The sequence below is a fragment of the Pseudomonas sp. NFPP07 genome (assembly GCF_900115645.1).
GTDB lineage: Bacteria > Pseudomonadota > Gammaproteobacteria > Pseudomonadales > Pseudomonadaceae > Aquipseudomonas > Aquipseudomonas chlororaphis.
In genome coordinates this window covers 258,293-278,599 of record NZ_FOXG01000010.1, presented here as the reverse complement: position 1 = coordinate 278,599, position 20,307 = coordinate 258,293, and the positions used below count along the sequence as shown (strand labels likewise).

The following is a 20,307-nucleotide window of genomic DNA, read 5'->3' as shown; positions in this document are numbered from 1 at the left end:
TCAATCGACGGAGGACTGGATCAGGTTGCTGACCGGCGCCGGTTCAAGGCGAATCGCGATGAACTTCGAGGTCGGGGTGAAGGTGCGGTCGCCGTAGCTTTCCAGCGGCACCAGAGGGTTGGTTTCCGGGTAATAGGCAGCGGCCTGGCCGGCTGGAATGTCGTAGGCGATCAGGGTGAAGCCGCTCACCCGGCGCTCGCGACCGTCGCCCCACAGCGAGATCATGTCGACCTTCTGCCCCGGCTCGTAACCCAGCTTGCGAATGTCCTGCTCGTTGACGAAGACCACATCGCGCATGCCGTAGACCCCGCGATAACGATCGTCCAGGCCATACAGGGTGGTGTTGTACTGATCGTGGGAACGCATGGTCTGCAGGATCAGCTCCGGCTTCACGCCCAGGTCGCGCACGCCCTGGCTCACCAGGTGTTCCGGCAATACGCCGGGGGTGAACTGGGCCTTGCCGGTGGCGGTTTTCCAGATGCGCTGGGCGGCGTCGTTACCCAGGTGGAAACCCCCGGGGTGCAGCAGCTTCTTGTTGAAGTCCTTGAAGCCGGGAATGGTGTCGGCGATCAGGTTGCGGATGCGGCTGTAGTCTTCGATCACCCAGAGCCAGTCGATGGGGTGGCTGCCGAGGGTGGCGTTGGCGATCCCGGCGATGATCGCCGGTTCCGAACGCATCAGCGGCGACTTGGGTTTCAGCTGGCCGTGGGAGATGTGCACCATGCTGAAGGTGTCTTCCACGGTGACGCCTTGCGGGCCCTGGGCTTGCAGGTCGATATCGGTGCGCCCCAGGCACGGCAGGATCAGCGCCTCGCGGCCGGTGACCAGGTGGCTGCGGTTGAGCTTGGTGGCGATGTGCACGGTCAGCTCGCAGTTGCGCAGCGCGGCGTGGGTGCGCGGGCTGTCGGGGGTGGCCTGGGCGAAGTTGCCCCCCAGGCCGATGAACACCTTGGCCCGACCTTCTTCCATGGCGGCGATCGCCATCACCGTGTTGTGCCCGTGCTTGCGCGGCGCCTTGAAGGCAAAACGCGCTTCCAGGGCATCGAGCAACTCGGTGGGGGCCAGTTCGTTGATGCCCATGGTGCGGTCGCCCTGCACGTTACTGTGGCCGCGCACCGGCGACAGCCCGGCGCCCGGACGGCCGATATTGCCGCGCAGCAGTTGCACGTTGACCACTTCCTGCACGGTCAGCACCGAGTGGGTGTGCTGGGTCACGCCCATGGCCCAGCACATGATTACCCGCTTGGCCTTGCGATACATGCGCGCGGCCAGCTCGATGTCCTCCAGGGACAGCCCGGACTGTTCGAGGATGTGCTCCCAACTGGTAGCGTCGACTTCGGCCAGGTAGGCGTCCAGGCCCGAGGTGTGCTCGGCGATGAAGGCGCGGTCGAACACCGCTTCGCCGTTGTTGGCCAGGGCTTCGCGTTCCCACTGCCAGAGGAACTTGGCGATGCCGCGCATGGCTGCCATGTCGCCGCCCAGGGCCGGGCGGAAGTAGGCGGAGGAGGTGGGCTCGGAGCCGTTGGTGAGCATCTCCAGCGGATGCTGCGGGTGCTGGAAGCGTTCCAGGCCACGCTCTTTCAGCGGGTTGAAACAGATCACCTGGGCACCGCGTTTCACCGCTTCACGCAGCGGTTCGAGCATCCGCGGATGGTTGGTGCCGGGGTTCTGGCCGATGACAAAAATCGCGTCGGCTTCCCCCAGGTCCTCGAAGGTCACCGTGCCCTTGCCCACGCCGACACTGTCGTCCATGCCCAGGCCGCTGGCCTCGTGGCACATGTTCGAGCAGTCGGGGAAGTTGTTGGTGCCGTAGGCACGCACGAACAGCTGGTAGAGGTAGGCGGCCTCGTTGCTGGCCCGGCCCGAGGTATAGAATTCGGCCTGGTCGGGCGAGTCCAGCCCGTTCAGGTGCCTGGCGATCAGGGCGAAGGCATCGTCCCAGCTGGTTTCGACGTAACGATCCAGGCTGGCGTCGTAACGCATCGGGTGGGTCAGGCGGCCCTGGTATTCGAGCCAGTAGTCGCTTTGCGCCGCCAGTGCCGACACCGTGTATTTGTTGAAGAAGGCCGGGTTGACCAGGCGCCCGGTGGCTTCCCAGTTGACCGCCTTGGCGCCGTTCTCGCAGAACTTGACCATGCCGTTTTCCGGCGACTCGCCCCAGGCGCAGCCCGGGCAGTCGAAGCCGCCGTTCTGGTTGGTCTTGAGCATGGTGCGAATATTCTTGAAAGCGTTTTCGCTGCCCAACCAGTTCCTGGTCACGGCAATCAATGCGCCCCAACCGGCGGCCGCCCCCTTGTACGGTTTATAGCGTTCAACTTCGCTCATGATACTTCTCCAGGACATTGCACGTAGGCTGCGCCTAATGCCGAGTCATTGTTAATGACTGTTTTCTTGTGTGCATAAATAACCAACTTTAAGTGGCTGTTAATTACAGGTCGCACGGTTTTATGCACTTCGCGGATTGCTTCAGGACTGCGGGGTCAAGCCTAAGCCGCTTATAAAGTGCCTGTCTAATCGCAAATAATGACCGGATGATCGAAATGCTCTATCAAGGAAAAAATCTATACTAATCAATTAAATGAATATTTAATTTGGTTCGGAGTTGGAGGATTTTTCTTCTGATAAATCCCATCGATCAACCGGTTGTTAATAGCAATTAGACGGTGATTTGAAATGTCCTTAGTCTTGCCTCAAACAAGGCCCTCTATAACGGTGGCCTTCCAATAACGGTACTCGGGTCGATACACCTGAAGTGCTGACGGAGGCGGTAATGTCAGATCGAATCCTGCAGGATGGTTTTTCCAGGCGAGTCGACTATCTGCGAATGTCGGTGACCGATCGCTGCGACTTTCGTTGTGTGTATTGCATGGCCGAAGATATGCAGTTCCTGCCGCGGCAACGCATCCTGACCCTGGAGGAGCTCTATCAGCTGGCGCAAAGTTTCGTCGCCCTGGGCACCCGGAAAATCCGCCTGACCGGGGGCGAACCCTTGATCCGCCCGGGCGTCGTCGAGCTGTGCCGGCGCATCGCCGCGCTGCCGGGGCTGCGCGAGCTGTGCATGACCACCAATGGCTCGCAGCTGGGCAAGCTGGCGACGCCCTTGTTCGAGGCCGGGCTCAAGCGCCTGAACATCAGCATCGACAGCCTCGATGCCACGCGCTTTCGCGAGCTGACCCGCACCGGCGACCTGGCCCAGGTGATTGCCGGCATCGATGCGGCGAACGCCGCCGGTTTCCAGCACACCAAGCTCAACTGCGTGGTAATGAAAGGGCGCAACGATCATGAGATCAACGACCTGGTGGGCTTTGCCATCGACCGTGGGCTGGACATCTCCTTTATCGAAGAGATGCCCCTGGGGGTGATCAGCGAACACAGCCGCGCCGATGCGTTCTTTTCCAGCGCCCAGGTGCGCGAGCGCATCGCCGAGCGCTACACCCTGATCGACTCCACCGAGTCGACCCAGGGGCCGTCGCGTTACTGGCGCCTGGCCGAGGCGCCGGAGATTCGCCTGGGGTTCATCTCGCCCCACAGCCACAACTTCTGCGCCACCTGCAACCGGGTGCGGCTGACCGTCGAGGGCCGCCTCCTGCTGTGCCTGGGCAACGAGCATTCGGTCGATTTGAAGCAGGTGCTGCGCAGCCATCCGGGCGAGCCGCAGCGCCTGGAGCGGGCAATCATCGAGGCGATGAAAATCAAGCCGTACCGCCACAACTTCGCACTCAATGACGAGGTGCAAGTGGTGCGGTTCATGAACATGACCGGCGGCTAGCCCGCGCGGTTTTCCCCTCTGCAAAAAGGCTGTCTTGCGATGATCGTCAGATCCAAACCCAACCTGATCAATGTGCTGATCTCCCTCAAGGGCTCGATTGCCAAGCGCATCGCCCTGCGCAGCCTGCTGGTGACCCTGCTGGCCTCGGCCATCGTGTTTATCGAGACCCTGTACCCGACCTATTTCTCCAGGGTCAATGCCACGCCGTTCACCCTGTTGGGCCTGTCGCTGTCGATCTTCATGAGCTTTCGCAACAACGCCTGCTACGACCGCTGGTATGAAGCGCGCAAGGCCCTGGGCACGCTGGTGACGGAGGTGCGTTCGATGATTCGCGAAACCCAGGCGATCAAGGATTCGCGGCAGCGCGGCAAGATCCTGCGCAACCTCTGCGGCTTCGCCCATGCCCTCAACGCCAGGCTGCGCGAGGAAGACCAGCTGAGCGCGGCGGGCACCTGGCTGAGCCAGTTGCCGTCGGCCCAGGCGCCCAACGTGCCGGACAGCATCCTGCGCCACGTCGGCCAACAGTGTTCGACCCTGGCCGAATCCGGGGCGATCAGCGAATGGCGCTATACGCTGATGGCCAATCACCTGAGCAGCCTGACCAACGCCCAGACCGTCTGCGAGCGGATCAAGGGCACGCCATTGCCTTTTCCCTACACGCTGTTGCTGCACCGCACCAGCTACATGTTCTGCATCCTGCTGCCCTTTGCCATGGCCGAGCCCCTGGGCTGGCTGACGCCGATCTTCACGGCCATCGTCAGTTATACGTTTTTCGGCCTGGACGCCATTGGCGACGAGCTGGAAGACCCCTTCGGCCGGGACGAGAACGACCTGCCGACCAATGCCCTGGTGCGCACCATCGAGCGGGAGGTGCTCGATGCCCTGGGGGCGACCCAGCTGCCGCCGGTGCTGCAACCGGTGGATTTCGTGCTGAGCTGACCGGCGCCCATGCATTCGCCCCGGTTCCCCCGGGCCACATCACTCAACCCAGCCAACAGGCTGCGAGGATAACCATGAACCACGATTCCACGATCCTGACTCACCTGGACGCCGAAGGCCGGGCCAATATGGTCGATGTCAGCGACAAGTCGCCCACCGACCGCGAAGCCCAGGCCCAGGCCTGGGTACGCATGCGGCCCGCCACCTTGCAGATGATCCAGCAGAACGGCCACCCCAAGGGCGACGTGTTCGCGGTGGCGCGCATCGCGGGCATCATGGCGGCGAAGAAAACCCATGAACTCATCCCGCTGTGCCACCCGTTGCTGCTCAGCTCGATTCACCTTGAGCTGAAGGCCGTCGAGCCCGACAGCGTCAGGATTGTCGCTACCTGCCGGCTCAACGGCCGCACCGGTGTCGAGCTCGAAGCGCTCACCGCGGCCAGCGTCGCCGCGCTGACCATCTACGACATGTGCAAGGCGGTCGATCGCGGGATGGTCATCGACAGCATCCAGCTGCTGAAGAAACAGGGCGGGCGATCGGGCAGCTTTGACGCGGGAGTCACAGCATGATCCTGGTCAACTACTTTGCCCGTTATCGCGAGCAGCTCGGTATCGGCGGCGAGAAGATCGCGCTGGATGATTCGTTGCGCAGCGTCGGCGACGTGAGGACGTTGCTGATGGCCAGGGGCGAGGCCTGGCAGGCGGTGCTCGGCGAAACCAGCCTGATGTGCGCGCTGAACCAGGACCTGTGCAACCTCGACGCGCCCATCGAGGGCTTCGACGAGATCGCGTTTTTTCCGCAAGTCACCGGGGGCTGAGCCATGACCGTGCACGTCCAGGCCGAGGCCTTCGACCTTGATCGACTGCACCGCGAGGTGCACGGCGAGGACCCCGGCGTTGGTGCGCTGGTGACTTTCGTCGGCTATGTGCGTGACCTGAACCTGGGGGAGCAGGTCGGCAGCCTGTTCCTCGAACATTACCCGGGCATGACCGAGCGTTCGTTGCAGCGCATCGTCGATGAGGCCCATGAGCGCTGGCCATTGCAACGGGTAAGAGTCGTGCATCGGGTGGGGGCGTTGCAGGTGGCCGAGCCGATCGTGTTTGTCGGCGTCGCCAGCGCCCATCGGCAGGCGGCCTTCGAGGCCTGCGCCTTCCTGATGGACTACCTGAAAACCCGCGCGCCGTTCTGGAAGCGCGAACAGACCTCGTCCGGCGAGCGTTGGGTGCAGGGCAGAGAGAGCGACCAACTGGCCGCCAGTCGCTGGTAGGGCAGGAATGCGCCCTGCGGCGCAGCACCTTCAGTCGGCCGTGGGCGCTTGCCCGGCAAACAGTCTCCTGGCTTCGGCAAAGCACTTTTCGGCAATGGCCGAGCGCGGTTCGGTCTTGCGCATCACCAGGCCCAGGGGCGCCAGCACGCTGGCATCCGGCAGGTTGATGAAGGCCAGGTTCTCGATCGGGTTTTCCAGGCCGCTGGACAGCGGCATGATCGAGCAGCAGAAGCCTTCGTGAATCGCCTGGAACAGCTGATAGGTCGAATCGCTTTCGAGGATCGGCTGCGGGTCGAGGCCGCGGCTGCGGAAACTCAGGTCGATGGATTTGCGGTAGTGCATGCCATTGCTGATCATCCCCAGGGGCAGCTCGGCGGCCTCTTCCCAGCTCATTTCGCTGCTTTCGAAATGGAAGTGGCGGGTGTCGTACAGCAGGCCGACGCGGGTTTCGCCGATCTCGAAAAACTCGAAATAATTCGGGTTCACGTGGTCCAGGTAACACACGCCCAGGTCCAGCTGGTTGTTGCCCAGGCTTTCGATGATCTGGTCCGAGCTCATGGACGACAGGGCGAACTTGAGCTCCGGGAAACTCTTGGAAAGGCCCTGGACGTAGCCGATCGGGTTGAAGCTGCTCAGCGGCACCAGGCCCAGGCGCAGGCTACCGACCAGTTGGCCACGGCAGGCGGCGGCCTCGGCGAACAGCCCGTCATGGGCGGCGAGCAGGGTCCGCGCCCAGGCCAGCACCCGTTCGCCGGCCTCGGTGAAACCTTCGAAGCGCTGGCCGCGCTTGACCAGCACCAGGTCCAGCTCGTCCTCCAGGTTGCGCAAGCGCATGGACAGGGTCGGCTGGGTGATGTGGCAGCGCGCCGCGGCCTGGCCGAAGTGTCGGGTCTGGTCCAGGGCGATAAGGAACTTGAGTTGTTTGATGTCCACGATGGCACCTGCTGAAGAAGGGGTTGATGTCAGGGGTAAGTCCAGGATGCACGAAGCGTTTGGAAATCCCGATCCGACCTTTGGAGGAAAAGACTGTGCGTCCGTTCGGTGGCACGCGGAGCTGTTAAAAAACGCTGTTAAAAAAGCCGTTAAAAAAGTAGCTCAGGGGTGTTGAAGTTGCTCAGGCGCGGGTCGTCCTCGGCGCAGACCAGAGCCTGCGGCCGGTGCTTCGACAAGGCGCGCTGCAGGCTGCGTTCGCCGGCGTCCCAGTCGTGCTGCAGGCTCGCCAGCAAGGCCGTGGGGATCAGGCTGAACATGGGTTGCCAGTGGCCGGCCTGTTGCACCATCAGCACCGAGTCCGGGGCGGGGCGCGCCGCCAGCATGGCGCCGATCAGCGCGGCATCGATTTTCGGTGCGTCGCAGGCGAACACCAGCAGCCACGGATGACGCGCCACTGCCAGGCCGGCGAGCACACCCGCCAGGGGCCCTGGGAAATCCCTCTGCGAGTCTTCGACCAGTTGGTCGGCATAGGCCCGATACTGCTCGGCGTTGCGGTTGCAGGAGATGATCAGGTCGTCGGTGAAAGGTCGGACCGCCGCCTGCACATGGGCGATCAGCGGCTTGCCTTGCCAGGGCAGCAGGCCCTTGTCCCGGCCACCCATGCGCGCGCCACGGCCTCCGGCCAGCAGCAGCGCCGAGCAGGGGATGGGCGAAGGGGAGGCGGGGCATGTCGGGGTCATTGTTCGAGGCACACTGGTTGGGGGCTCAGACGATCTCATTGTCGCCCCTTCGAGTCCAATCGGAAGTATCGAATGAGCGATCAAAAGTCTCTATCGGCCGCGGACTTCACCGGCGTGGGCCGGTACTCCAGGGGGAAAGAGTCCTTGATAGATATGCTCGATAAAGTGGTCGGCCAGAGTGATTAGACACCGACGGTTTCAGCGCTTTAGCCTCTGGCCATGGTTTTTATGACTGCCCGCCGGAGAAAGACATGAGTGTGAAATCGGATGCATTGTTTGTCCCCCTGAATATTGCCGTGCTGACCGTCAGCGATACCCGCGAATACGCCACCGACACCTCCGGGCAATTGCTTGTCAGCCGCCTGCTGGAAGCTGGCCACACCCTGAGCGAGCGCAACCTGCTCAAGGATGACCTGTACAAGATCCGCGCCCAGGTCGCGCTGTGGATCGCCGATGAGACTATCCAGGTGGTGCTGATTACCGGCGGCACCGGGTTCACCGGACGCGACAGCACGCCCGAGGCGGTGAGCTGTTTGCTGGACAAGCGGATCGACGGTTTCGGCGAGCTGTTCCGGGCGATTTCCATTCTCGATATCGGCACCTCCACCGTGCAGAGCCGGGCCCTGGCCGGGCTGTCCAACGGCACCCTGGTGTGCTGCCTGCCGGGCTCCACGGGCGCTTGCCGGACGGCCTGGGAAGGCATCCTCGCCGAGCAACTCGACGCCCGCCACCGGCCGTGCAATTTCGTGCCGCACCTCAAGCAGGTGCACGCCTGCGGGACCCGCGGATGAGCGCCTTACCGCTGATGCCGGTGGAGGAGGCCATCGCCCGCTTGCTGGCCATGGCCGAGGCGCAACGCCTGCAGGACAGCGAGCCGGTGGCGCTGGGCGAGGCGCGGCAACGGGTGCTGGCCAGCGACCTGGTGGCGACCCTGGACCTGCCGCCCTGGCCGAACAGCGCCATGGACGGTTATGCCTTGAACCTCGATGCCTGGGACGGTCAGCCGCTGGTGGTGTCGCAACGCATTTTCGCCGGCCAGGCCCCCGAGCCGTTACGGTCGGGCACCTGCGCGCGAATCTTCACCGGCGCGCCGCTGCCCGAGGGTGCCAACAGCATCGAGATGCAGGAGAACGTCGAGCTGCTTGACGACGGTCGCGTGCGCTTCAAGCAGCCGCTCAAGGCCGGTCAGAATATTCGCCCGCAAGGCCAGGAGAACCGCGCCGGGCAAGTGCTGCTGCGCGCCGGCAAACGCCTGGGGCCTTTCGAACTGGCCATCGCCGCGGCCCAGGGCTGTACCCATCTGCCGCTGGTGCGGCGGCCGCGGGTGGCGTTGCTGTCCACGGGCGATGAACTGGCCGAACCGGGCACCGCCTTGCGCCCCGGCTGCATCTACAACAGCAATCGCACCCTGCTCAGCCACTGGTTGAATGCCCTGGGCTGCGAGGTGGTCGATGCCGGGATTCTCCCCGACCAGCCACAGCAGACCCGGCTGCGCCTGGAACAGCTGCAATGCGCCGCGGACCTGATCCTGACCACCGGCGGCGTGTCCGCCGGCGACGCCGATTGCCTCGGCCAGGTACTGCGCGAGTGCGCCACCCCGGTGTTCTGGAAGCTTGCGATAAAACCCGGCAAGCCGCTGACCGTGGGGCGCTTCGGCAGCGTGCCGGTGATCGGCCTGCCCGGCAACCCGACCTCGGCCCTGGTGACTTTTGGCCTGCTGGCCCGGCCGTATCTGTTGCGCATCCAGGGCGTCGAAGAGGTCATGCCCTTGAGCTTCCCGGTCAGCGTCGGTTTCGACTGGCCGAAAGCGGGAGGCCGCCGCGAATACCTGCGGGCCAGGCTGGAGGAGGGCCGTGCGGTGCTCTATCCGAACCAGAGTTCCGGTGTGTTGCTGGGCGCCTCATGGGCCGATGGGCTGGTGGAAATCCTTGAGGGCAGCACCTTGCGGGCCGGCGAGTCGGCGCGCTTCATTCCGTTCAGCGAGTTGTTCTAGCCGGCGCGGTCTGGCGGCAGGCGCGGCGCACTCAGATCTTCCAGTGCTCCGCGCTTTTCGCCAGGCGCTGGCGCATCTCGTTGAGGTTGGCCACCAGTTGCCGGGTCAGCAGGCGGTAGCCGTCCAGCGCGCTGTAGACCGAGGTGTCGAGGGTCGAGGAGGCCGGATCATCCAGGGGCCGCCCCAGGCGTCTGGTGGCGCCGGATTGCAGGGCGCGGGCCATGCCCACCAGCTGTATGCGCACCTGCCGGTGCTCATGCTTCATGAGCTGTTGCAACTGTTCGCGGGCTTGCGGGTCGCTGAGGTCCGGCCGGGTATTGCCGAGGATTTCCAGGGTGCTGAAGCACATGCGCAGGTTGCGCTGGATGGCGTCCAGTTCGGTCATGGAGATCCGCACTTCCTTGGACACCGAGGGCATCAGCGAGCGCAGTTGCAGCAAGGTGCTATTGAGGCGCCCGAGCAACTTCAGGTGTTCGTCGTCGGTCACCGACTGGCCGCCGATGATGCGTCCGTAAAGGGTGGCGCAGTCGCGCAAGGCGCTGGCCAGGTTGTAGCGCCAGGAGTAGACCGCATACAGCGGAATGGCGAAGGAGAACGCCAGGGCCAGGGCGATACCGATGAGGATATCCACGGTGCGCCACAGGCCATCGCTGACGTGGTTGTCGCCGTGGCCGGCGACGATGAACACGGTGATCGCCGCCAGCAGCGCGGTGTAGCCGCCCTTGCCGATGGCGTGATAGGAGAAATACCCGCACACCACCGACATCCCCAGGTAGGTCAGCCAGGACAGGCCCAGGTAAGCCTGCTGCACCACCAGCACCAGGCCGACGCCCGCGCCGATCAGGGTGCCGATGGCCCGCTCCGCGGCCTTCTTGCCAATGTTGCCGTGGTGCTGCAAGCCGCCGATCACCACCAGCATGGTCACCGACGCCCATTCGCCGTGGGGCAGATTGAGGCCGGTGGTCAGCGCGATGGTGGCCAGCAACCCCAGGGCCACGCGCACCGCATGGATCAGCTTGGCGTAGCGGTAGCGCCGATACGGGTCCAGTACAGGGAGCAGGAAGCGGCGCAACAGCGGTGGCAGGCGGAAGGTCTGGCCCAGGGGAAGTTCTCCATTTCTAGAAAATGTAATCGGTGGTCAGGAAGCTCGACTCGCGGTTACGGATGATGTCGCTGATCAGCTCCTTGTTGCTCTCCTGGAACTTGGTGGCCACCAGGGTGCGGATCGAGAAGGTGCGCAACGCGTCATGCACCGACAGCGTACCTTCGGCGGAGTTCTTGCGCCCGTTGAACGGGTAGGTGTCCGGGCCGCGCTGGCACTGGGCGTTGAGGTTGATCCGCCCGACCTGGTTGGCGAAGGTGTCCACCAGATGCCCGACTTGTGCCGGCTCGGTGCCGAAGATACTCAGCTGCTGGCCGAAGTCCGATTCCAGGACGTAGTCGACCACCGTTTCCAGGTCGCGATACGGCACGATCGGCACCACCGGCCCGAACTGTTCTTCCTGGTACACGCGCATCTGGCTGTTCACCGGGTACAGCACCGCCGGGTAGAAGAACGAGGCCCGCGCTTCGCCACCGCCGGGGTTGACCACCTTGGCGCCCTTGTCGATGGCGTCGGCCACCAGGGCGTGCAGGTAATCGACCTTGCCCGACTCCGGCAGCGGCGTCAGCGCCACCCCCGGTTCCCATGGCATGCCCGGTTTGAGGCTGAGCAGCTTGGCGTTGAATTTCTCGATAAAGGCATCGACCACGCTTTCATGGACGAAGAGGATCTTCAGCGCGGTGCAGCGTTGGCCGTTGAACGACAGCGAGCCGGTGACCGCCTCGTTGACCGCGTTATCCAGGTCCACCTCCGGCAGCACGATGCCGGGGTTTTTCGCGTCCAGGCCCAGGGCGGCGCGCAGGCGGTGCGGCTTGGGGTGCAGTTTCTTCAGGTCGCTGGCGGCCTTGTTGGTGCCGATGAAGGCGAAGATATCGATCTTGCCGCTGGCCATCAGCGCGCTGACGGTTTCCCGGCCGCTGCCGTAGATCACGTTGATCACCCCGGCCGGGAAGCTGTCGCGGAAGGCTTCCAGCAGCGGGCGGATCAGCAGCACGCCGAACTTGGCCGGCTTGAACACCACGGTGTTGCCCATGATCAGCGCTGGGATCAGGGTGGTGAAGGTTTCGTTCAGCGGGTAGTTGTACGGGCCCATGCACAGGGCTACGCCCAGGGGCACGCGGCGGATCTGGCCGAGGGTGTCCTGCTCCAGCTCGAAGCGGCTGGAACGGCGGTCGAGTTCCTTGAGGGCGTTGATGGTATCGACGATGTAGTCGCAGGTACGGTCGAACTCTTTTTCCGAGTCCTTGAGGTTCTTGCCGATTTCCCACATCAGCAGCTTGACCACCGCCGAGCGCTGTTCGCGCATGCGCCCGAGGAAGGCTTCGACGTGCTGGATGCGTTCGGCCACGCGCATGGTCGGCCACGCGCCCTGGCCACGGTCATAGGCGCGCACGGCGGCGTCGAGGGCGGTCAGCGCGGTATCGGCGTCGAGCAGCGGGGTGCTGCCGAGAATCACTTGTTCGTCGCCATGGGCGGTGGCCAGGTACACCGGGCTGCGCACCAGGGCCAGGGGCCCGTTCCAGGTCTGCAACTGACCGTCGACCAGGTACTCGCGTTGCTCGACCTGGCCGTCCAGGCGGTACTGCTCGGGGATGTCGGCTGCGACGGGAAACAGCGTGTTCAACAGAGGGGCTGTGGTCATGACTCTATTCCGTAATGGCAATGGGCAATGCACCGGCGGGCTGGATAGCGCGCCGGCGCTGACGGGCGAGACGGGTCTTCAAGGTTTGTTTCTACGCCTTGATGTCTCGGGTCTTTAGCAAAAAGCTGGGCCAAAATGGCGGAAAGTCGTGCAGCAGAGGTGTGATGGTGTGGTTCTTTGGGCCAAGAGTAGCCGCTTTTTCCCATGGAAAAACAGCCTTTGTTTCAACTGGCGCTGAACAATTGGCGGATCAGGTTGGGGGTGCTGCCGGTCCAGCGCTTGAACGAACGGCGGAAATTCGCCGCGTCGTTGAAGCTCAGGTACTCGGCGACTGCCTCGTTGCTCAGGCCCTTGATCCGGTACAGGTACAGCGCCACATGCTTGCGCACCAGGTCCGCCTGCTGCTGGAAACCGCTGTCGTGCTTGTGCAGCTTGCGCTTGAGGGTGGCCGGGCTCATGCCGAAGGCCTGGGCCGTCTGTTCCAGGCTCGGCGCCTGGCGCACCTGGGCTTGCAGGTAGCGGTAGACGCAGTCGAGAAAACTCGAGGCAAAGCCCAGTTGCTCGAGCTGGCCCTGGGCTTCCTGGCGCGCCACCTGGCCGGCGGTGGCCGAGGCGTTGGGCCAGGGCTGGGCGAGGAATTCCCGGGGGATGCGCATCAGGTCCATGGGCCGCTTGAACTGGGTGTGCTCGCCCAGGTGCACCCAGTACTGCTCGACATAACGCGGCTCGGCATGGCTGAAGCTGCACTCCCAGGGCAGGCGCTGGCCGCTCAGCCACTGACTCATGGCCACCAGCGAGGTCATGCTGGCCTCCAGCAGGAAACGCCATTGATCGCCGGCGCCACAGCTGTCCAGCCAGTAGAAATAGGCGTGCTGGTCGTCCAGCAGTAAGCGCGGGCTGGCCAACGGGCTGAGCAGCGCCTGTTGCTGCACCAGGGTGTCGAGGGCCTGGTGCAGGTTCTGCGCGTGGCGCAGGGCGTGGCTGGCGGCGCCGTAGTGCCCGGGCAGCAGGCGCTGGCCGAACAGGAAGCTGCTGTCGTCGGCGTCCAGCAGCCGTCGGCTGTTGCCGATCAGGCCGAGAAACTGCTGTGGGCTGAGGCGGGTCTGGCCGGCCAGGATGTCCTCGTGGAACAGCCCGGTGCCGCGCAGCAGGCGATGGCTGTCGATGTCCCGCGACAGCGCCAGGTCGATCAGACTGGCCGGCTGGTAATGCCCGGGAATGAACCGGCTGTCGTTTTCGTACCAACGGGTCTTCAGGGTCATGGCCGGGCCTCAGGCGCTTTTCGCCAGCGGCTGCTTGGCTCGGGCCAGGGCCAGGTTGAGGCGCTTGAGCAGCACCTCCGGCGTCTCGTCGAGGGCCATCACCACCGCGGTACAGGCGCACAGCTGCAAGCGTTCGCCGTGCTGGCGGCTCTTGTGCGCCAGGCTCCGTACCGCCTGTTGCAGCTCCTGGGCCAGCAGCCGCGCCTGGCTCTCGCCGGTGTTCGGCAGCAGCACCACGAAGCGGTCGCCGGCCAGCCGGCAGAGCAGGTCCTGGCGACGCAGGTTGAGCAGCAGCAAATGGCTCAGCGCCTGTAGCACCGCGTCGCCCTCGGCGTGGCCGAAGTCCTGGTTGATCGCGGCGAAATTGTCCAGGTCCAGGGCCAGCAGCGACAGCGGCTGCTGCTGGCGCTGGCTGTCCTGCAGGCTGTCGGCCAGCTGGCGCTTGAGGTAGTCGGCGCCGCCCAGCGGGGTGAGCTTGTCGAACAGCCGGTGCTCGCGGAACAGCCGTTCGCGTTTTTCCATCTGCGCGCTGATCGCCAGCTGTTCGCGGTGCCAGTGGTAGATGCCGATGGTCAGCAGGACCATGCCCACCGGCATCGGCGCGGATTCCAGCCAGTGATCCCAGGCGATGCTGCCGGGCAGGCGGATGAACTCGTCGAGGCTGTCGATCCACCAGGAGAAAAAGATGCAGCTCAGGCCCAGGGCCAGGTAGTTGGTGACCCGTCCCGCCGGGCGGCTTTTCAGCACCAGGCCGAGCCAGATCAGGGCCAGCAGCGCGGTGCCGCCTTCGCCGATTATGTCTAGCCAGACCCATTCGCTGACCGCCTTCAACTCGCCGCAGGCCAGGTGCAGGAGCAGGCCGAGATTGGCCGCCAGCAGCAGGCTGGCGAGTTTCCAACGGTGAGGTTTGAGCACTGAGAACATGGCCGCGATCCTTTGGCGAAGAAGCAATGCGCGCCAGCACAGCAGATGTGTGTGACAGCCGGGTGACGGCGGCGAAGCGGGTGGGGGAGGTCGAATCAGCTCACCGTGGTGGTGGGTTTTTTTGCGATCTGCTCGGCCATTGAACGGTGGTGTGGCCGCTGACGCTATCGCCAGTCCCGCGGCAAAGGTCATTTCAGCTCACTTTGTCCCTCGGATCCGGGCAAACCCCCGGTTCGAGGGCCTTCCTGGCAACCCCTGTCACGGAACCGTCATTCGCCGACCCTAGCTTGCCCTCCCAGTTGCCGGGCCCCTTGCCTGGCGTCACCGGACTCTTGGGGGAGGACCATCATGTACAAGCGCAGCAGCACCGCCGGCCTGCTCGGCTTCACGCTCACCGCCCTGGCCATGGCGATCGCCAGCGAACGCCTGAGCGCCGCCGAAGCTGATTCGAGTAAAACCACCGAACACTTGGAAGTGGTCGGCCAGGCCGTGAGCATCGACCAGGCGCTCAAGGAGCAGCGCAGCGCCGACAGCATCAAGAGCGTGGTGCACGCCGACGGCGTGGCCCAGTTGCCGGACGAGAACGTCGCCGAAGCGGCGCAGCGCCTGCCGGGCATCAGCGTCGAGCGCGACCAGGGCGAAGGGCGCTTCGTCAGCGTGCGTGGCCTGGGCCCGGACCTCAACAGCGTGACCATCAACGGCACCCTGGTGCCGGCCCCGGAAAGCGAACGCCGCGCCGTGGCCCTGGACGTGCTGCCCTCGGAGCTGGTGCAGTCGCTGTCGGTGATCAAGACCCTGACCCCGGACATGGACGCCAACTCCCTGGGCGGCACGATCGATGTGCAGAGCCTCTCAGCCTTCGATCACAAGGGCCTGTTCTACACCGGCAGCACGGAAGCCAGCTACGACCGGAACACTCACCAGACCAGCCCGAAATTCTCCGGCGCGGTCAGCGACCGCTTCAGCCTCGGCGACGGCATCGACAACTTCGGCGTGGCCGCGGCCCTGAGCTGGCAGAAACGCGACTTCGGTTCGGACAACGTCGAGACCGGCGGCGCCTGGGACTTCGAACAGGGCGCGAAACTGCAGGAGTTCGAACAGCGCGACTACGACATCAGCCGCGAGCGCGCCGGCGGCGGCCTGAACTTCGACTACAAGCCGGACGACCTCAGCAGTTACTACCTGCGCACCCTGTACAGCCGCTACAAGGACAGCGAGACACGCAACGCCGCCAGCCTGGAGTTCGCCGAGCCCCAGGCGGCCGGCGAGCTGGGCGACGCCGAAGGTAAACGCAAGCTCAAGCAGCGCGAGGAAACCCAGGAGATCCAGTCCTACGTGTTCGGCGGCGAACGTATGTTCGGCCTCTGGACCCTCAGCGGCCAGGCCGGCTACAGCCGCTCCAGCGAAGACAGCCCGGGGCACATCGCCAACGCGGTGTTCGAAGGCAACGACGACTTCGCCGACAGCGGTTTCTACGACAAGGACAAGCCGCGGCCGATCGTCGGCCAGGGTTTCTACGACCCGGGCAACTTCAGCCTGGACAAGGTCGAGTGGGAAAAGCAGCGCACCACCGACACCGAGAAAAACCTGCGCCTGGACCTGGCCCGCGACTACGACCTCAGCGGTTATGCGTCCCAGGTCAAGTTCGGCGGCAAGGTCAGCCGGCGCAACAAGGACAACGACCTCGATGCCTGGGTCTACAAGGACTTCGACGAACTGGGTTTCAGCGACGAGCAGCTCAACCTCGACCGCTTCCGCAAAGGCAGCGTCGACTATCGCCTCGGCCGCTTCGGCCCGGGCATCAGCGGCGGCTCGATCAAGCAGTTGATCGGCGGCCTGGACCGCGATGCGTTCTTCGACGAAACCGAATCCCGGGTCAACGACTTCAAGATCCGCGAAGACATCAACGCCGGCTACCTGATGAACACCCTCGATATCGACGACTGGCGCTTTATCGCCGGCCTGCGCTACGAAGGCACCGAGTTCGAAGCCAAGGGCACCGGCGCCACCGACGGCGCGTTCCAGTCCACCGCGACCAAGCGTCGTTATCACCACTGGCTGCCGGGCCTGCACGCGCGTTACCAGCTGGACAAGAACACCCAGGTGCGCGCGGCCTGGACCAAGGCGGTGGTGCGCCCGACCTTCGGCCAGCTGGCGCCCGGCTTTGTCATCGACGATGACGAGGCCAGCTTCGGCAACCCGGACCTCAAGCCGCTGGAGTCGAGCAACCTGGACCTGGGCATCGAGCACTTTATGGGTCGCGCCGGCACCGTCTCGGCCTTCGTGTTCTACAAGGACATCAAGAACTTCGTCTACAACACCGACCTGGCCGGCACCGGCGCCTGGACCGACTTCGCCGAGGCGCACACCTTCGCCAACGGCGACAGCGCCAAGCTGTACGGCCTGGAACTGGCCTACTCGCAGAAATTCGACTGGCTGCCGGCGCCGTGGAACGGCCTGCTGCTGGGGGCCAACGCCACCTTCAGTCGCTCCGACGCCGAGATCAAGGGTTTCGACGCCGCCAGCGGGGTCAACCGTAAGCGCAGCATCGACCTGCCGAACCAGTCGGACACCGTCGGCAACCTGATGCTCGGCTGGGAAAACGACACGCTCAGCCTGCGCCTGTCGGCCAACTACAAGTCGGACTACCTCTATGAGCTGGCCTCGATCGACGACAAGGCCCACGACCTGCACGTCGATGCCCAGACCTTCGTCGATTTCAGCGCCCGCTACTCGCTGACCAAGAGCCTGCAGCTGAGCTTCGAGGCACAGAACCTTACCGACGAGCCGTACTTCGTCTACACCGGCCACCGCTCCTACAACGGCCAGTACGAGGAGTACGGCCCGACCTACAAGCTCGGCCTGACCTTCACCCACTTCTAACCCACACCGCACACGCTGTAGGAGCGAGCTTGCTCGCGAAGGTCTTGAACGATGACGCGGGCTGTTTGTAAGCACGCGGGGTCTTGAGGTTTTTCGCGAGCAAGCTCGCTCCTACAGAGGGCGGTTTGCCTGACAAGGATTTTGCCTGTTCATGAGAAGTTCCTACCTGTACCTGTTGATGGCTGCGTTGACCTGCGGCCAGACGATGGCCGCCGACCTGGCTCTGCGCCCTTGGGCACCGGCACTCGAGGCAGATGCCATCACCTTCCTGCCCAACGGCTCCGAGCGCCTTGCCGCGAGCAACCGTGACGGCCTGCTGTTGCTGGATGCCGAGGGGGCCGAGCTGGCTCGCTTCAAAGGCAACTTCAGCAGCCTGGATACCCGCGCCGCCGGCCGCCAGGTGCTGGTCGCGAGCCTGGACAACGATCGCCAGCAGGCGCTGCTGGTCAGCCTCGATCCACAGAGCCGCCAATGGGGCCAGCCGCTGTACTTGCCGGCGCGGGACTTCCCGGTCAACGGCCTGTGCCTGTACCGCGACGAGGCCAGCAACCTGTTCCTGTTCCTGGTGGGCGAGGAGGGCAAGGGCGAGCAATGGCTGGTAGGCGCCGGCGCCCAACTGAGCGCCACCGCGCAACGGGTGCGCGGCGTGCCGCTGCCGCCGGCGGCGCAGTTCTGCCAGGTGGACGATGGCGCCAATCAGTTGCTGGTCAACGAAGAGAACGTCGGCTGGTGGGCCTACCCGGCGCACCCCGAGGCGCAGGTCGAGCGGCGGCCGGTGGCCATGCGCGCGCCCTTCGGCGACATCGCCAAGGCCGCCGGCGCCATGGCCCTGGTGCCGGGCGGCGTGCTGGCGCTCGACCCCAAGGCGGCGCGGCTGCACCTTTATCAGCAGGGCGACCAACAACAGGGCGAAGGCTGGTCGCCCAGGGCCAACTTGAGCTTGCCGGGCCTGAAGGAGCCGGAAAACCTCGCCGTGCAGGCCAGCGCCAAGGGCCTGCAAATACTGTTGCGCGACGATGACGACGGGCAGGTCTACCAGGGCCGGCTGGACTGGCAGGCCACCCCGGTGCCGCTGGCGCCGGTGCTGCCAAATGTGCCGGCCCTGAGCCAGAGCGAGCCGGTGGGGCGCCAGGGCGACGCGGCGGACGACCCGGCGATCTGGATTCATCCGCGCCAGCCGGCGCTGAGCCGGGTGCTGGGCACCAACAAGAAACAGGGGCTGCTGGCCTACGACCTGCAAGGCAAGTTGCTCCAGGAGTTGCCGGTGGGGCGGCTGAATAACGTCGACCTGCGGGCGAATTTCAAGCTGGGCACCCAGGTGGTCGACCTGGCGGTGGCGAGCAACCGCGATCACAACAGCCTCAGCCTGTTCAGCATCGATCGCGCCAGCGGCGAGCTGCGCGAAGCCGGGGAGATCCCCACGCCGCTCAAGGAAATCTACGGCATCTGCCTGTTCCAGCCGGCCAGCGGCGAGCTGTATGCCTTCGCCAACGGCAAGGACGGCAGCTTCCTGCAATACCGCCTGAGTGCCGCCGATGGCCGGGTCCAGGGCGAGCTGGTGCGCCAGTTCAAGGTCGACAGCCAGCCGGAAGGCTGTGTCGCCGACGACCAGCGCCAGCGCCTGTTCCTCGGCGAGGAAGACGTCGGCGTGTGGGCGGTGGATGCCCGCGCCGACCAGCCGGCCAAGCTCGCCAGCGTGATCAAGGTCGGCCCGCAGCTGCATGCCGATGTCGAGGGCCTGGCGCTGTACCAGAGCGAGACCCATGACTATCTGGTGATTTCCAGCCAGGGCAACGACAGCTATGTGCTGCTCGATGCCGAGCCGCCGTTCGCCTCCCGCGGGGCTTTCCGGGTCGGCCTGAATGCCGCCGCGGGCATCGACGGGGCGTCGGAAACCGATGGCCTGGAGGTCACCTCGGCCAACCTCGGCGGGCCCTGGAGCCAGGGCTTGCTGGTGGTCCAGGACGGCCGCAAGCGCATGCCCGAGCAGACCCAGAACTTCAAGTTCGTGCCCTGGGCCGAGGTGGCCAGGGCGCTGAAGCTGCCCTGAGCTGTCATTAACCGTTCATCAACATGTCATCGAATAGCCCCGGCGCCGTCGCGCGTTGACGGCCCGGGCGCACAGACAAAGGAGTTTCACCATGCAGGCGACACTGGAACACATGACCATCTGGGGGCTGATCAGCGATGCCAGCCTGTTGGTCAAGGCGGTCATGCTCACCCTGTTGCTGGCGTCGTTGCTCAGCTGGTACCTGATCATCCAGCGCAGCAGCGTGCTCAAGCGCAGCGAACGCCAGCTCGACGCCTTCGTCCAGCGCTTTCGCGGCAGCGCCGAACTGACCCCGCTGTACCGCGAAAGCCTGCAACGGGCGGACGGCGAGGGTGGTGTCGAGCCGATCTTCCAGGCCGGTTTCCAGGCCTACAGCCAGCTGCGCCAGCAGGGCGGCAACCCGGCCGGGGTGGTGCTCGAAGGGGTCGAGCGTTCGCTGTACGTGGCCATCAGCGAGCAGGAAATCCGCCTGGAGAAAGGCTTGCAGTTCCTCGCCACGGTCGGTTCGGTCAGCCCCTATATCGGCCTGTTCGGCACCGTGTGGGGGATCATGAATTCCTTCCTCGGCCTGTCCCAGGTGCAGCAGGCGACCCTGTCCACCGTGGCCCCGGGCATCGCCGAAGCGCTGATCGCCACCGCCATCGGCCTGTTCGCGGCGATTCCCGCGGTGATCGCCTACAACCGCTTCGCCGCCCGTGGCCAGACCCTGCTGACCCGCTACTACGCCTTCGGCAACGAACTGCAGGCGCGCCTGCATCGCCAATTGCACGGCGCGTCGTCGAACCTGGCCGTCGCGGCCTGAG

At 64.8% G+C, this 20,307-nt stretch carries 17 protein-coding genes; 10 read left to right on the top strand and 7 right to left on the bottom strand.

The window, feature by feature from the left end; translation table 11 throughout:
- Positions 1-2,325, bottom strand: a complete 2,325-nt coding sequence (locus BM019_RS25360; protein ID WP_092421254.1) for an FdhF/YdeP family oxidoreductase — start codon at positions 2,323-2,325, stop codon at positions 1-3.
- Positions 2,326-2,770: 445 nt separating this feature from the next.
- Here BM019_RS25360 and moaA point away from each other — a divergent pair, with 445 nt between their 5' ends.
- The 5 genes from moaA (at position 2,771) to moaE (ending at position 5,975) form a co-directional block, all read left to right on the top strand.
- Complete coding sequence (gene moaA, locus BM019_RS25355) at positions 2,771-3,769, top strand: GTP 3',8-cyclase MoaA (protein ID WP_009044522.1); 999 nt, start codon at positions 2,771-2,773, stop codon at positions 3,767-3,769.
- A gap of 39 nt (positions 3,770-3,808) precedes the next feature.
- Entirely contained in the window at positions 3,809-4,708 is a 900-nt protein-coding gene (locus tag BM019_RS25350) for a bestrophin family protein (RefSeq protein ID WP_092421253.1), read from the top strand.
- Between the two features lie 92 nt (positions 4,709-4,800).
- Positions 4,801-5,277, top strand: coding sequence for a cyclic pyranopterin monophosphate synthase MoaC (gene moaC, locus BM019_RS25345; protein ID WP_175510738.1), 477 nt, complete (start codon positions 4,801-4,803; stop codon positions 5,275-5,277).
- On the top strand, positions 5,274-5,525 hold the full coding sequence (locus BM019_RS25340) for a MoaD/ThiS family protein (RefSeq protein ID WP_092421249.1): 252 nt from the start codon (positions 5,274-5,276) through the stop codon (positions 5,523-5,525). Before moaC ends, BM019_RS25340 begins: the two co-directional genes overlap by 4 nt.
- A 3-nt stretch (positions 5,526-5,528) precedes the next feature.
- Positions 5,529-5,975: a molybdopterin synthase catalytic subunit MoaE gene (moaE, locus tag BM019_RS25335; RefSeq protein ID WP_009044518.1), complete on the top strand. Its 447-nt coding sequence runs from the start codon at positions 5,529-5,531 to the stop codon at positions 5,973-5,975.
- Positions 5,976-6,005: 30 nt separating this feature from the next.
- On the opposite strand, the gene BM019_RS25330 is transcribed toward moaE, so the two are convergent.
- On the bottom strand, positions 6,006-6,908 hold the full coding sequence (locus tag BM019_RS25330) for a LysR family transcriptional regulator (protein ID WP_092421246.1): 903 nt from the start codon (positions 6,906-6,908) through the stop codon (positions 6,006-6,008).
- Positions 6,909-7,057: 149 nt separating this feature from the next.
- Positions 7,058-7,648: a molybdenum cofactor guanylyltransferase MobA gene (mobA, locus tag BM019_RS25325; RefSeq protein ID WP_092421236.1), complete on the bottom strand. Its 591-nt coding sequence runs from the start codon at positions 7,646-7,648 to the stop codon at positions 7,058-7,060.
- A gap of 251 nt (positions 7,649-7,899) precedes the next feature.
- Here mobA and moaB point away from each other — a divergent pair, with 251 nt between their 5' ends.
- Positions 7,900-8,439, top strand: coding sequence for a molybdenum cofactor biosynthesis protein B (gene moaB / locus BM019_RS25320; protein WP_092421235.1), 540 nt, complete (start codon positions 7,900-7,902; stop codon positions 8,437-8,439).
- The gene (glp, locus tag BM019_RS25315) at positions 8,436-9,641 is read left to right on the top strand and encodes a molybdopterin molybdotransferase MoeA (protein ID WP_092421234.1); all 1,206 of its coding nucleotides are present in this window, start codon (positions 8,436-8,438) and stop codon (positions 9,639-9,641) included. Before moaB ends, glp begins: the two co-directional genes overlap by 4 nt.
- Positions 9,642-9,672: 31 nt before the next feature.
- Here glp and BM019_RS25310 read toward each other — a convergent pair whose 3' ends face one another.
- The 4 genes from BM019_RS25310 to BM019_RS25295 form a co-directional block, all read right to left on the bottom strand.
- Positions 9,673-10,713, bottom strand: coding sequence for an FUSC family protein (locus BM019_RS25310; protein ID WP_092421233.1), 1,041 nt, complete (start codon positions 10,711-10,713; stop codon positions 9,673-9,675).
- A gap of 46 nt (positions 10,714-10,759) precedes the next feature.
- The gene (locus BM019_RS25305) at positions 10,760-12,385 is read right to left on the bottom strand and encodes an NADP-dependent glyceraldehyde-3-phosphate dehydrogenase (RefSeq protein ID WP_092421218.1); all 1,626 of its coding nucleotides are present in this window, start codon (positions 12,383-12,385) and stop codon (positions 10,760-10,762) included.
- 224 nt (positions 12,386-12,609) lie between these two features.
- Complete coding sequence (locus BM019_RS25300; protein WP_092421216.1) at positions 12,610-13,647, bottom strand: AraC family transcriptional regulator; 1,038 nt, start codon at positions 13,645-13,647, stop codon at positions 12,610-12,612.
- A 9-nt stretch (positions 13,648-13,656) separates the two neighbouring features.
- On the bottom strand, positions 13,657-14,571 hold the full coding sequence (locus tag BM019_RS25295) for a GGDEF domain-containing protein (RefSeq protein ID WP_092421214.1): 915 nt from the start codon (positions 14,569-14,571) through the stop codon (positions 13,657-13,659).
- A gap of 348 nt (positions 14,572-14,919) precedes the next feature.
- Here BM019_RS25295 and BM019_RS25290 point away from each other — a divergent pair, with 348 nt between their 5' ends.
- From BM019_RS25290 to tolQ, 3 genes are all read left to right on the top strand, one after another.
- On the top strand, positions 14,920-17,454 hold the full coding sequence (locus BM019_RS25290) for a TonB-dependent receptor (protein ID WP_092421212.1): 2,535 nt from the start codon (positions 14,920-14,922) through the stop codon (positions 17,452-17,454).
- A gap of 151 nt (positions 17,455-17,605) precedes the next feature.
- A complete protein-coding gene (locus BM019_RS25285) occupies positions 17,606-19,504 on the top strand; it encodes a phytase (RefSeq protein WP_092421210.1) in 1,899 nt (632 codons plus the stop codon).
- Positions 19,505-19,595: 91 nt separating this feature from the next.
- Positions 19,596-20,306, top strand: coding sequence for a protein TolQ (gene tolQ, locus BM019_RS25280; RefSeq protein WP_092421208.1), 711 nt, complete (start codon positions 19,596-19,598; stop codon positions 20,304-20,306).
- The last annotated feature ends 1 nt before the right edge of the window (position 20,307 follow it).